This is a genomic window from Microcoleus sp. PH2017_28_MFU_U_A, assembly GCF_020738035.1.
In the GTDB taxonomy this organism is placed as follows: domain Bacteria; phylum Cyanobacteriota; class Cyanobacteriia; order Cyanobacteriales; family Microcoleaceae; genus Microcoleus.
Genome location: NZ_JAEQCX010000034.1, coordinates 1 through 12214 on the forward strand (window position 1 = coordinate 1; position 12214 = coordinate 12214).

The 12214-nt window shown below is 47.3% G+C and carries 9 protein-coding genes, 1 tRNA gene and 1 pseudogene; 2 read left to right on the forward strand and 9 right to left on the reverse strand.

Features of this window, described 5'->3' with window-relative positions; translation table 11 throughout:
* Positions 1 to 180, forward strand: a pseudogene (locus tag JGK14_RS05960) (hypothetical protein); the annotation flags it as partial.
* Positions 181 to 296: 116 nt separating this feature from the next.
* On the opposite strand, the gene fba reads toward JGK14_RS05960, so the two are convergent.
* The 8 genes from fba to JGK14_RS06000 form a co-directional block, all read right to left on the reverse strand.
* Positions 297 to 1376 carry a class II fructose-bisphosphate aldolase gene (fba, locus tag JGK14_RS05965; RefSeq protein WP_293177199.1) on the reverse strand — a complete coding sequence of 360 codons (1080 nt, stop codon included), beginning with the start codon at positions 1374 to 1376 and terminating at the stop codon, positions 297 to 299.
* 240 nt (positions 1377 to 1616) lie between these two features.
* Positions 1617 to 1688, reverse strand: a tRNA-Lys gene (locus tag JGK14_RS05970).
* Positions 1689 to 1755: 67 nt separating this feature from the next.
* A complete protein-coding gene (locus JGK14_RS05975; RefSeq protein ID WP_442921431.1) occupies positions 1756 to 2625 on the reverse strand; it encodes an aldose epimerase family protein in 870 nt (289 codons plus the stop codon).
* Positions 2626 to 2825: 200 nt separating this feature from the next.
* Complete coding sequence (locus JGK14_RS05980; protein ID WP_325314851.1) at positions 2826 to 4943, reverse strand: CapA family protein; 2118 nt, start codon at positions 4941 to 4943, stop codon at positions 2826 to 2828.
* Positions 4944 to 5177: 234 nt separating this feature from the next.
* Entirely contained in the window at positions 5178 to 5903 is a 726-nt protein-coding gene (locus tag JGK14_RS05985; protein ID WP_325314861.1) for an RNA-guided endonuclease InsQ/TnpB family protein, read from the reverse strand.
* Positions 5904 to 5916: 13 nt separating this feature from the next.
* A complete protein-coding gene (locus JGK14_RS05990; protein WP_325314852.1) occupies positions 5917 to 6366 on the reverse strand; it encodes an RNA-guided endonuclease InsQ/TnpB family protein in 450 nt (149 codons plus the stop codon).
* 287 nt (positions 6367 to 6653) lie between these two features.
* Complete coding sequence (gene panB, locus JGK14_RS05995; RefSeq protein ID WP_293325660.1) at positions 6654 to 7433, reverse strand: 3-methyl-2-oxobutanoate hydroxymethyltransferase; 780 nt, start codon at positions 7431 to 7433, stop codon at positions 6654 to 6656.
* Positions 7434 to 7863: 430 nt separating this feature from the next.
* The gene (locus tag JGK14_RS06000; protein WP_293224307.1) at positions 7864 to 8898 is read right to left on the reverse strand and encodes a Gfo/Idh/MocA family protein; all 1035 of its coding nucleotides are present in this window, start codon (positions 8896 to 8898) and stop codon (positions 7864 to 7866) included.
* Between the two features lie 739 nt (positions 8899 to 9637).
* Here JGK14_RS06000 and JGK14_RS06005 point away from each other — a divergent pair.
* Positions 9638 to 9937 carry a ferredoxin gene (locus JGK14_RS06005; protein ID WP_293129326.1) on the forward strand — a complete coding sequence of 100 codons (300 nt, stop codon included), beginning with the start codon at positions 9638 to 9640 and terminating at the stop codon, positions 9935 to 9937.
* A 374-nt stretch (positions 9938 to 10311) separates the two neighbouring features.
* Here JGK14_RS06005 and JGK14_RS06010 read toward each other — a convergent pair whose 3' ends face one another.
* Positions 10312 to 11967 (reverse strand): SpoIID/LytB domain-containing protein, encoded by a 1656-nt coding sequence (locus tag JGK14_RS06010; RefSeq protein ID WP_293205281.1) that lies wholly within the window; start codon positions 11965 to 11967, stop codon positions 10312 to 10314.
* Between the last annotated feature and the right edge of the window lie 247 nt (positions 11968 to 12214).

Sequence of the window (12214 nt, forward strand, 5' to 3'; positions counted from 1 at the left end):
TGTGAATATCTGCTGGTCAGTCAAGCTGAACCATATATTGAACAATATCACAATCTCGATCGCCCGTCGGGCGATCGCTGGCAATGGCAAGTGTACGATGGGATTGAAAGGGCGATCGTCCTGCACAGCTTAAATATAGAACTGCCGATGGCTGAAATTTACCGCCGGATTAGTCTTTAAGGGCGATTTATCTAGCTTTCTCATCTCTCCACACACAAAAACCGGGCAACTTCACAGCTACCCGGCAATCTAAACTTTAGACTTCAGATAAATCTAAAATCTTCAACCTAAAATTATTAAACAGCGACAGTCTTCTTAGCAGTAGAGCTCAATTCGCCCTTTGCATACTTAGCTGCAAAATCATCCAAAGACATTTGCTTGATCTTTGTACCTTGACCGGCGCAACCGAAAGAGTTGTAGCGATCGCTACAAACCTTCTGCATATACTTGATCGACGGCTTCAAGAAGTGGCGGGGATCGAACTCATCTGGCTTAGCAAACAAAGCTTCGCGCACCGCAGCGGTAATCGCCAAACGGTTGTCAGTGTCGATGTTGATCTTGCGAACGCCGCACTTGATGCCTTTTTGAATTTCTTCGACAGGTACGCCGTAGGTTTCGCGGATAGTGCCGCCGTTGCTGTTGATGATTTCCAGCAATTCTTGGGGTACAGAAGATGAACCGTGCATTACCAAGTGAGTATTTGGCAGGCGGCGGTGAATTTCTTCGATGCGGCTGATTGCCAAAATTTCGCCAGTCGGTTTGCGGGTGAATTTGTAAGCGCCGTGGGAAGTGCCGATCGCCACTGCGAGAGCATCAACGCCGGTTTGCTCGACGAAATTAACAGCTTCTTCAGGATCTGTCAGCAATTGATCGTGGGAAAGCGCGCCTTCAAAGCCGTGGCCGTCTTCTGCTTCGCCCATCCCTGTTTCCAGAGAACCCAAGCAACCCAGTTCGCCTTCAACGCTAACGCCGATCGAATGAGCAACTTTCACCACTTCGCGAGTAACTTCAACGTTGTACTCGTAGCTGGCGGGAGTCTTAGCATCCGCTTCCAAAGAACCGTCCATCATCACGCTGGTGAAACCTTGGCGCATGGCAGAATAGCAAGTGCCGGGGGCATTGCCGTGGTCTTGGTGCATGGAGATGGGGATGTGAGGATAGGTTTCAACTGCTGCCAAAATCAAGTGGCGCAGGAAATTTTCGCCAGCGTAGGAACGAGCGCCGCGAGAAGCTTGCAAGATCACGGGGCTGTTGGTTTCGTCAGCAGCGCGCATGATCGCTTGGATTTGCTCCATGTTGTTGACGTTGTAAGCCGGTAGGCCGTAACCATTTTCAGCCGCGTGGTCGAGCAGCAGTCGCATAGGTACAAGCGCCATAGATATTCCTCCTAATTATTTGTGTTTCTGGACAGTGGATTTTGAACAAGCTGAATTCTTACGATAATCTTAAGACAATTTGTTGCCGATCGCGCATTATGTTTCCAGATTTCAATTTAGGCTTAAAAAATCCACATTGCCCAAAACTAAATTCGGGGCAATCCCGCTGGGATTGCCCCGAATTCGTGATGAAAGCTAGATTTTATTCTGCTTTCTACTTTTTACGTTCTGTCTGAAAAATGGGTCGCCCGGGATTTGAACCCGAGACCAATCGGTTAAAAGCCGAATGCTCTACCGCTGAGCTAGCGACCCGCGAAAACATTGTTACCGCACACAATTTCTAATAGTAGCACCCATCATTTCAAATAGCAAGTGTTTTTCAAAAAAAAGTTGCAGTCATGCGAACCAGCATCTCGCAAGTCGCTCCCGGCTGCAAATAAATCAAGTGTTCGCCAGTATTGAGGGCATTTCTAGGAGCCGTCCAAGGTTCCAAACAGTAAAAATCCTTGCCTTTCAAAGTCCAGAAAACCAACTTCCCATAGCTGGAGTTGTAACTGACGGTGAGCCGCAAGCCGCGGGCCTCGTCAGTTACAGTAGCAGCAAGACCTGTCAGTTCGTCAAAGGAAACATCTATTTCGTCGAGAGTCGGGTCAAAAACCCCTGTGAAATAACCTTTCTGGTGAGTGTGGTGATCTCTGTACTGCATCCCGGGAATCTCAAAGCGCAGATTTGTCTTGTCGGGTGCTAAAAAGTAAGGATGCAAGCCGCTAGCAAAGGGCATTGGTTCGTCACCAAGATTGGTGTATTCCTGCACAATTTCCAAAGAATTGCCTTTAATTTGATAAGTAAAAGCTAATTGGAAATCAAAGGGATAAACAGTCTGGGTTTTCTCGCTGCTTTTGAGCACTAGGGTAAGAGCCGCGCAACCCTCGGTAAATTGTTCCGTCGCCGTCCAAGGCAAGTCGCGAGCAAAGCCGTGCTGTTTGAGCTGCCGCTCCACTCCCTTGTGGGTGTAAGTGTCGTCGGGGAGATTGCCACAGATGGGAAACAAGATGGGAATCCCGCCGCGTACAGTCCGATCGGGATTGGCGAACCGTTCCGCGTCCAAGTAAAACATTTCTTTGCCTTCAACCAGCCAGCTAGTGGCAATACCGCCCCGTTCCGGCACAACTTCTAGGGTAGAGTTTGCGGTTTCGTCGGAGAGGATATAGGTTTTGTACTGCTTTTGCTTCAGCGCGATCGCAAACACATTTGTCATTGTTAGTAGGTCGTCGATCATTGGTTGTTAGTAAATCGGTCGTTATTAATTGGTCGCTGGTAGTTGATTTTCGCCCATCACCAGAAAGAATTGGTTGAAAGCCCGCCCGATCGGGAGAAATTAAAATCAGACTATTCATTACTCCAATCCTCTTCCTTCTAGGTAGAGGTCGCTCTCAAACTGTCAAGCGGTCAACTGTCAACTGTCAACTTCGGACTCCCACTGGCCGTCCCCACGTTCGCAGCTATAGGAGGCAGGGCGAGCCGCAGCGAGCCGCGATCGCTGCTTTTGCCGGGAACGACTCTGTTTGTCGGCTGCTCTTTGAGTGCGACTTTGAAAGATACATCGCCAGTTGGGGGAATATAGCTTTGGGGACTGAGTACCCCTCCCGAACTCGGAGATGGTGGCGAAATAAACGGTTCTTTGATGAATGGTTCTTTGGTAAACGGATCTGGTTCCCGGCTGGGTTTTTCAGGTTTAGTGCGATTGACGCGCGATGGCAAATCTTGACTCGGAGGCGGGTTCGACGACCTAGCAGGCCCTGCCCCGTTCTGGAAAACTGAGGAGTTGTCCGGCTGTTTGGGCAAAGCCGGTACAGCGGGCAAAATCGGAGTAGGTTTGGGTTGTCCTGGGCCTGGCAGATTGGTTTCTCCTGTCAGGGGGACTGGGGAAGCCGACCCGGGCCCGTAGGTACCGCTTTTTGGTGCTCCTGGCAAGGTCGAATTTGGAGTTTTTGGTGCCAATCCTGGGTTGATTGGGGCCTCTAGAACCACAGAAGAGCGCATCGGTCGATCGAATATACTAGAAATTTGTTCGACGCGTTTGAGGATGCGATCGCCCGCTGCTCCATTCACCACTTTCGGCTGAAACTTTTTCACCTCCACAGGCAAAAATTCTACCTTCATATTCCTGTCTTTGAGCGATACTTTCAGGACTGCGGTATCGTAATCGCTGCGAGCATTCGCGCCGAATATAAAATTACCCAACGAGTAAACAATCGGGCGACCCTTGTAAACTTCGGCACCTTGCAGGACATGGGGATGGTGTCCCACTACCAAATCTGCACCTTGATCGATCGTGAACCGAGCCAAATCTATCTGCCAGTCCCCGGGATAATCTGCCAATTCGACTCCCCAGTGGTAATTAACAATAATCCAGTCTACCTGACCTTTGAGAGCTCGAATATCCTCTGCCACCCGATTGTTACGCCGGGGGTTGGTGCCAGCCTTACCTTGGTCGGCAGCATGAAGGTCAGCATCGTAATAACCGAGGTACGCGATCCGCTGACCCTTAACCTCAATAATATCTGGACGCCTTGCTTCTTTGATATCTCTACCGGCTCCCAGATGCCCTATACCAGCATTATTTAGAGTATTTATAGTTTCCACCAGCCCCGGTTCCTCGTAATCCATAGCGTGGCTGTTTGCCAGATTGACAATATCCACTCCTCCTGCTGTTAATACTTTCACCGATTCTGGATCGGCTTTAAAATTTAATTGTTTTTTGCCAGAACCCAAGGTAGAGCGAGTCAGGGGGTTTTCTAGATTAACCATCGATACATCTGCTTGCCGGTACTCGTCCATATTGGCAAAAGCCCAATGGTAATCGTTGCCAGCAGATGCGGCGATCGCATCCGATAGATTCACATTTCCTCCGAACATCAGCGTTACGGTGGGGTCGTAGGGATTAGCAACCTGCTTTTGTTGCACTACAGGTACTAATTCTAAGGCCGCTTGCACCGCATCCGGACGTTTGGGAGGCGGCCCCGACATTACCGCAGCTTGCTGGTAAGGGGAGGCTGGAGACATTAGCCGTAGGGCTACAGCCTCGTGGTAGCTCAGCCAACACCCTAAAATAAATGATGCCAGTGCCGAGCCCACTAGCAGCAGAGAACGATATGTTTTAAATTTAACCCAATCGACGACCAATAGGGAACGGTAACGCCGCTGGTTGCGGTTGGCTGGAGTCACAATTCGGACTGACTGTTTCCAGAGAATCTCTGGTTCCCCAGCCAAGCGCGCGTGAATTCGCACTCCTTCTACTGCTGGCGAGTTGAGTCTCCAGAGTTGGTGACAAATAAATTTAACTAAGCCTTCGCGGAGAGTGCTCCCCAGTAATGTATTCTCTGGTGCAAATCCGCGTTGGAATTCTACTAGGATTTGGACGCAGCCGGCTTGAGCCTGTTCGACGCGGGCATAAATCCCTTCGGGTCGCAGCAAGCTGTCAATCCAGTAATTCAGGGCCTGAAAGTTGCCCGATCGCGCTAGCTCCAAGATAGACGGCTGCGACCAATTTTCTGCATATACCATCAATTAGCCTCCTTAACACGTTCGAGCGATGACTTCAATTTGTTTTGAACGGAACTACAATTTTTTTAGCTTAACCGCCACTTCGCTGCCCGTTTTGAAGCTAGTTGTTGGTCGCCACCATTTTCTACATTTAGGTGATGCTTGCTGTCAGTGATTTTTATCACATTTTGGTATCTGGATTGTAGATTTTTGATTTTTGATTGGAGATTTGACATTTGAGATCGATTGAAATACTCACCGACCGTCGCGGACGGTGATTCTTGACGCTTCACCGACTGATGCTACCGGAGTAGTCTTACTCTGTCTCTGCGCCCATTTAGAGTCGTGGCGATTCCCCATCCCGACTTGCTCTATATTTTTAGCAGCATTTTCGTCTCTATCTTGCTCAGTGCCACAACTCAGACAAAGCACTGAACGAATAGATAAATCTATTTTGCCGCATTTGAAGCCACAGTCTGAACAAACTTGGCTAGTCGGTTCCCATCTACTAACTACTTTAAACTCCCTGCCAAACTTCTCAGACTTGGCCTCACAGAGAGTCCTAAACTCCCTCCACCCTTGCAAGCTAATCGCTCTGGAAAGCCTCCGATTCTTGACCATTCCCGACACGTTCAAATCTTCCAAAACAATCACTTGGTTTTCGTTGACTATTTTGGTTGATAATTTGTGCAGAAAATCTTTACGGGTATCAGCAATTCGGTTGTGCAGCTTGGCGATTTTGATTCGAGTTATATTTCTCCTCCTAGAATCTTTGGGTTGACGGGCTAACTTACGCTGTAGTTTGCGAACTCTTCGGTCTAGCTTTTTATAGCTAGGGCTTTGGGCTTTTTCGCCATTGCTCATCACCGCAAAGGTCTTAACCCCTAAGTCTATCCCAATACTAGGATTTTTCGCCTCAATCTGAGTTGGTTGAATCTCTACTACAAAGCTCAGAAAATACCGATTAGCACAGTCTTTGATGACTGTAACAGAACTAGGTTCTGATGGTAATTCTCACAGGCGAAACGGGTTTGACAATACCAATCTTGGCTAGATAGACACCATCACCTTTGAGCGAGAATCCATAGCGAGTGAGTCTTGCCGATTGACTATTCGTCCTCTTTTTGAATTTAGGATAGCCAATTTTACGACCTTTCCGCTTTCCTTTACCGGAGTTAAAAAAGTTCTTGAAAGCCGTTTCTAAATCCGCTACAGATTGTTGCAACGGGATGTTTGATACTTCACTTAACCAAGCTCTTTTTTCAGTCTGTTTTGCCTGAGTGATTACTACTTTTTGAAGTTCGGCAGATTTGGGTTTTTTTTCAGACTGTTTAGAAAGGGCAAGAGCATCATTCCAAACTACCCGAACACAACCAAACAATTGAGCCAATCTCTGTCGTTGTTGGTCGGTTGGATAGAATCTGTATTGATACCTTGCTTTCATTGTTTTCGGTTCTTTACTTTGTTCTATTATACTACAATACCGTTTACTTAAGAGCGCCCTGGGGGTAAAACCCTATGAGAAATAGATACGGAGATTGCTTCGTTCCTCGCAATGACCATCTTAAGTAAACCGTATTGAAGTTGAGATTTTTCAATTTTAGCGGTAATTGCGGGCGATCGCGATCGGCAAAACAGATGCTGCTAGGGGTGCGAACTCCTACAAGGCGAGTCAACAACCCGCTAAGTAGTATTCAATCTGCTGGCGAGCGAGTCAGTTCGATTTATGGTTTACAATGGGGGAAATTTTCGTTCTCTAACTTCTAGGGAATAATCTTGGACGGCTTGGGTAATTGTCGATCGCAAATTGACGTAAGCTTTCGCAAAAGGCGGTTGTTTTTCGGAAAGTCCCAACAAATCGGAAGTAACCAAAACTTGTCCGTCGCAGTGCGGCCCCGCGCCGATACCAATGGTGGGAATAGTTAGTTTTTGGGTAATTTGAGCAGCTAAGTCTGGGGGAATGTGTTCTAGGACGATCGCAAAGGCACCGGCTTCTTGAAGTGCGATCGACTCGGCTTTGATGCGATCGGCAGATTCGGCTGTTTTGCCTTGTTTTTTGTAACCGAGTTGGTGTACCGACTGGGGAGTTAAACCAACGTGTCCCATCACTGGAATCCCGGCGGATGTTAGGTGCGAAACGGTGGCCGCCATTGCTGGATATCCGCCTTCCAATTTTACAGCTTGAGCGCCGGTTTCTTTCAAAACTCTCCCGGCCGAGTGCATGGCTTGCTGGGAACTTTCCTGGTAAGTCAAAAATGGCAAATCCACAACAACTAATGCTTGCTTGACTGCGCGACGAACTGCTTTAGCGTGGTGCAGCATTTCATCGAGGGTTAGGGGTAGGGTTGTTTCGTAGCCCAATATTGGCATGGCGAGGGAATCGCCGACGAGGATGATGTCAGTGCCTGCTTGGTCGAGTAGTTGGGCGATCGCATAATCATAACCAGTCAGCGCCACAATTCGACGCCCTTGCTGTTTCCACTGAATCAGTTGATGTGTAGTTACTGCCATTTGATTGCAAAAATATATAGCCTTTTTTAGATAGATGAACTATGTCTGGTAATGGCTAATGGCTAATGGGGAGGAAAGGTTTTGAACCACAAGTTTTTCGGTGATTGCCGATTACCTTTTTTCATTACCTATTAACTTTTCCCCGATTACCTATTCCTCAAGCTTACCAGGAAAAAATGGTTGAAAGCCGGAGTCCCGAGCGCCCTTGATAAATTAAAAACAGACGATTCATTACTCCAATCCTCGGACTTCCAGGTAGAGGTTAACGGGTGCATCTGGCGCAAGGAAGAGGGCGAAGCATGACCGCATATAAGTTATTAGTTATCATCTCCTATTTTCTGCGGTCATGCTTCGCCCCTACGGATATATTCGCTTGCATTGAGATGCACCAGAGGTCAACTGTCCCAGGTCAACTGTCAACTGAATGAACTCATCTTTCGCTCGAACTGCTATACGAATTGTCGATCGCCAATTTTTGCCTAGTCTCGCTCGAACGCCTCGCAGCATCCGCTAATTTCAAAGCGTACAAACTACTGGTATTCTTGACGTACAACGGCGTACCGTTTAACAAACAGTCTAACACCATATCCGTATCCTTAGCAAACAAACCGCGCCGCGTTCCTACTGCGATCGCCTGCCGAGTTTCTCCCTGAATCAATTGACCGGATTCGGGAGTAAAAATCAGCGTTCCTGCTTCTCCGTAGATGGTAAAAATGTTTTCCGACTGCCAAAAAGTCTCTCCTTTTCCATAAACAGCTTCAGCGACAACGCCATTGGTAAAGCGTAACTGTGCGTTGCACAAACAAGCTTTGTAGAAATCCGGCTGAGTGTCCCAAAATTGAGTTTGACAGTTAACGGTTCCGACTTCTCCGAACAAATCAGTAAATCGGTGAAGTCGAGAAATTGCCCCGATTAAGGGAAAGCCAAATAGGGAATGCTGAAAAGTCCAGCGCTGCGGTACGGTACGCTGAGGGGTAATAGTAATGTAGCGGGCATAAAAAACTTTACCGATTAATGGTAAGGATTCTTTGATTGCTTGATGCAAACCGCCTAACAGTTCGATGTGTTCGATGTGGAGGAGTTTTTGCTTTTGGGCGGCAAGGGCGATCGCCCTTTCGGCCTCAGACACATCTAAAGATAGAGGATATTCGACCACAACGTGCTTGTCATTTTCCAACGCCGCCAGGACGATCGCCCCATGATCGCGGTTCACTGTACAGACAATTACCAAATCTAAATCATCTCTTTCTACCAACTTGCGCCAAGAAACCTCAGCCTCGGCGCCGAATGTTTGACAAAATGCTGCGGTTTTATCCGGGTTGCGGCCCGCGACTGTTACTAAGTGCGATCGGGCGTCAGCTACCAACGTCTCGGCCCTCAACTTAGCCGCAAAACCAGTACCCACAATCCCCACGCGAATAGGAGAATTTACTTTAAAACCAATGCCAGTATTGATTTGAGTCATAGGATTTTAGATTTTAGATTTTAGATTTTAGATTTTAGTATAGTTAAAGACTTGCAGTGCAGGAGCCCAGAGTTCCATCGTGCAGATTTTAGGCTGTGGTGCGATTTAGGCGGGCTTTGAGCACCCAAGTCTGGTGCGATATATCGCAACCGCCACATCGGTGAGGACATAAATAATCTCATGAATAGAGCCGATACCCTTTAAGCATAAATGGTTTGATTCCCGTAGTGTGCAACTGTCCACTGTGCAACTGTCCACTGTCCACTGTGCACCTGTCCACTGAGGGCGGGCACGGCGGGGCACCGCCCCTACCAACTGTCAACTGTCAACTGTCAACTGTCAACTGTCAACTGTCAACTGTCAACTGTCCATGGCTGCGGGGACAAATTCCAGCAAGTCTGGCTGAAAGTCGATGACACACCGCATACCAAAAATCGGATTTTTTGGTTGTCGGGTTCAAAACAGGATTTTTTTCCGCAACCGGGTTATTTGGCGTAAGTCTTGCGGCAACAGTATCACACGGCTGATCCCAACATAGGTATAAGTAATCAAGATGAAATTAGAAAAAGTTATAACTAATCCCATTCAAATCTTTTGTAAATAAGTGTTGCAACCTTACTTCTTTCCCCTACTATCATAAAGGGAACGAACCTAAGAGCTCACCTCAAAGCTGATAGAGCCTTGAAGTTTGCATTAGGAAAACTTATCAATATTGTTGAATTTTTGAGAGGATTAGTGCATGGCAACTTACAAAGTTACCCTCATCAGCGAAGCCGAAGGAATCAACCAGACCATTGACGTTGATGACGATACTTACATTCTTGATGCTGCCGAAGAAGCAGGACTCGACCTCCCGTATTCTTGCCGCGCTGGAGCTTGCTCCACCTGCGCTGGCAAAATTACTGCTGGCGAAATTGACCAATCTGACCAATCTTTCTTGGATGATGACCAAATCGAGGCCGGATTTGTTCTGACCTGCGTCGCTTATCCTAAGTCTGATTGTACGATCGAAACTCACCAAGAAGAATCTCTCTACTAAGAAAGGATTCACAGGCGCGGTGCGCTAATTGACCCGGTTTCTGGTTTTCGTAATTGAGCTGTTTCAGCTTAATTACGTTAAGAAACTGGGTTTTTGTATTGAAAGACGGCGATAAAGATCCGACGTGCGGTTAGAAACCGCGTCTATACAAAAAATGTCCGCAGCAGACGTACGGTTAGAAACCGCGTCTATACAAACGATGTCCGCAGCAGACGTACGGTTAGAAACCGCGTCTATACAAACGATGTCCGCCTCCGCGGACTGAAGAAAGAAGATAACGTAATTTTAACCGGCCACTCTTCAACCCACGCACCATCCGGGTTTTGTTTGTCTAGACGCGGTTTCAACCGCCGAATCTTATGGCGAATCTGATGCTATTCCCGCCAAAATGTAATGGAATCGTTGAGGGGCACAACTTGAGCACCGGGAAAATAAAAACTCAGAATACGATCGCCATTCCAGCCCAAATTAGCTAAATTGTAAGAACCAGTTTGACTCATTCCCACGCCGTGTCCGAAACCGCCTCCGACAAAAGCATAGCCGTTAAGAGTTTTGTCAGGATTGTAAATTGGATCTAGATAAAACAGCGTGCTAATCGGCGGATAAAAAGCATTGCGAATCTCATCTTTGTCAATATCGATGGGGCCCAAATCAGTTTGTACCTTCATTTGCAAAACTCGACCAGCCGCCGACCTTTCCACCACTTCAACTTTGGTGAGAGTTTTAAAATTAGCTAGCGGGTGCTTTTTCTTCTGAAGATACTGCCGCAGAAATCCACCAATTGATGTCAGTGAGACTTCTTCGCGCCAGCGGAAGGTTTCTTCTTTTTCCTCATTAAACCCTGCTTTCAGAGTCATAAAGCGGCGGAAGTTGGTTTCGTCAGACAAGCTCTGCTTTGTCAAATCCCAGAGGTTTTTGGGGGAATCGACGATCGATCGCAAATATGGACGTTCTGGGCCGTGCCACACATCGCCAAAAGTCGCCGTTACGCCGCCGCTAGACGCTGAATAGAGCGCGTCTACGAGCTGATTTTCGTAAGTTAGGACTAAACCTGCTGTTTGGGCGATCGCGCGATCGCTCTGCGGGAAAACTTCGGTCAAACCTTTATAAACTTGACAGTTAACATCAGCGCACAACTCGTAATTATCCACAGCAAACCGGCGCAAATTTCTCAGCGCGTAAGTTCTCGCCAAAATAGTTTGAGCGACAATCGAAGCGTAGGGCGAAAAAGCCCCTATTTCGTGAGGAACAACACCGCGCAAATAAGTTTCCGTCGGCACATTATTGACTAAAGTATAAGTACCGTAAGAATTTTTTTGTAAGTGCAAACTGCCACCGTAACGGCGAGTTTGTTGAATAGCTTTTTCTGGATCGATAGCTGTCGCCTCTTGGGTAGTTTGTTCAAATACCTCAATTACATTTTTTCCCGCCGTGACATCCAACTCATTGCGGTTGAAACGAAAGCCATTTAAAAGCCAAAACGTTTGAGGTATTTGTTTAAAAACTTTCGTATCTAAAAAAGCAGTTTTGTTACCTTGAGCTTGCAAACTTTGCAACAGCCAGCGCCGCACTATAGGAGAATTATAAGTATCTCTTTTTGCCCAAACTTGCCAGCGCAAAGGTTGAGCAATTTCCACATCAATACCCTTGGCGCGCCACTGATTGGCGCTATCTTCTGCACTCTCAAAACTGCGGTGGGAGCTCAGAACAACTCGTTCTTCTACTAATGGCGCTTCCAGAGGTTTATTCGCTATTTCTAGCTGGATGCTGGCGGTAGTTTTAGTTTCTATGCCTTGGGGAGTTTTGTAACTTAATGTTAAGCGATCGCCAGGTAAAGCTTTCAGCGTCAGTTTATCGGTGGGTTTGGTGCCAAACCGCTGCACCACGCCGATTTTGATGAGTCTATTTTGGGGAGTTTGGGCGTATCCAGCAGCGTTGGAAAGGGGCAACAGGCACAATGCGGTGAAAACAGTGCTAGAAATGCAGCTAAACCATTTGTAATTGGGAGTTGGAGGTGCTTGAGCGAACACGGTTATCTATCTCCCGATAGTTGAAATTTGGGGATTTGCGATCGCTACGTTAGCACATTTGGCCGCTGGTACAGCGAAATTCCCAAAGATATGCCAGTCGTAGGGTGTGTCGCCTGCGATAAATGCCTAAAAGAGCGACTTTTCGAGCAAAATAATTGTGTCCTCAGAAACCGGGTTTCTGCGTAGATTTCTCGCCACTAAACACAAAATTTCGTAGAAACCCGGTTTCTAGCCTCCCATAAAAATA

Coding starts and splice junctions, on each gene's coding strand:
- fba (WP_293177199.1), bottom strand. CDS start 1,376: ATGGCGCTTGTACCTATGCGACTGCTGCTCGACCACGCGGCTGAAAAT.
- JGK14_RS05980 (WP_325314851.1), bottom strand. CDS start 4,943: ATGGTATATGCAGAAAATTGGTCGCAGCCGTCTATCTTGGAGCTAGCG.
- JGK14_RS05990 (WP_325314852.1), bottom strand. CDS start 6,366: ATGAAAGCAAGGTATCAATACAGATTCTATCCAACCGACCAACAACGA.
- panB (WP_293325660.1), bottom strand. CDS start 7,433: ATGGCAGTAACTACACATCAACTGATTCAGTGGAAACAGCAAGGGCGT.
- JGK14_RS06000 (WP_293224307.1), bottom strand. CDS start 8,898: ATGACTCAAATCAATACTGGCATTGGTTTTAAAGTAAATTCTCCTATT.
- JGK14_RS06005 (WP_293129326.1), top strand. CDS start 9,638: ATGGCAACTTACAAAGTTACCCTCATCAGCGAAGCCGAAGGAATCAAC.